Raw genomic sequence first — 800 nt, 5'->3', positions numbered from 1 at the left:
TTTTGCCTCTCTATACTGATGACACACGTTTGGACGATGTAGTGGATACAATCAACAATAATTCGGGTAAATGGAGCAGTGTTGATGATTCCAATTTCCCTAATATTGAGCCGCCTGTTCCAACAAATGTCCAAGCATCAGGTGCTTTTCGTTCTATTATTGTGGAGTGGGACTTTGATAGGGCGACGTATATCGCAAATTATGAAGTATTTGCGTCTGAAGTAAAAGGGTTTACCCCTGATACGTCAAACCTAGTCTTCCGTGGAAAAACTAGTGTTTACTCATATGAAGCAGATGTCAACGAGCAATGGTATTTCCGTGTCAGAGCGGTGAATACCCATGGCACTCCAAATGAATTTAGCGAAGAGGTAAGCGCAACAACCGCTAGAATCATCAGTGATGACATTCTGTTTGGTGAAGAAATTGCTGCTGAATTACGTGAGTTAAGTAAAAAAGCTGAAATTTTAGCTGGTGACTCTATAGGAATAGATAAGCTAAAGCAAGAAGCCCTAGACGTCATTAATGAAACAGCAAAACAATATACAGACGAAGAAATTCGAGAGACTGAAGAGGAAATCCATGAAGAACTTGCGAAAAAAGCAGGATTGAACTATGTAGAAGGCGAGTTCACTCTGGTTGATAGCGATCTAGCTGATCTGCTTGATGAAATGGAAGACCTGCAAGAATACGCTTCAAGCATTGATCAAAAAGCCGATTCTATAAGTCTAGACGTTAGTGCTATAGCAAAAACAGTAGATGATAACACGGAATCTATTTTAATTGTGGGAAGCAGTATTACA

Annotated in this window: 1 pseudogene; it reads left to right on the top strand. The window is 39.9% G+C overall.

The features are described from left to right. A pseudogene (locus AB1471_RS16940) lies at positions 1–800 on the top strand (hypothetical protein); the annotation flags it as partial.

Source organism: Jeotgalibacillus marinus (genome assembly GCF_040801915.1).
Taxonomy (GTDB): domain Bacteria; phylum Bacillota; class Bacilli; order Bacillales; family Jeotgalibacillaceae; genus Jeotgalibacillus; species Jeotgalibacillus marinus.
Note: the sequence above shows the minus strand (reverse complement) of the source record. Positions and strands in the feature narration are given on the sequence as shown.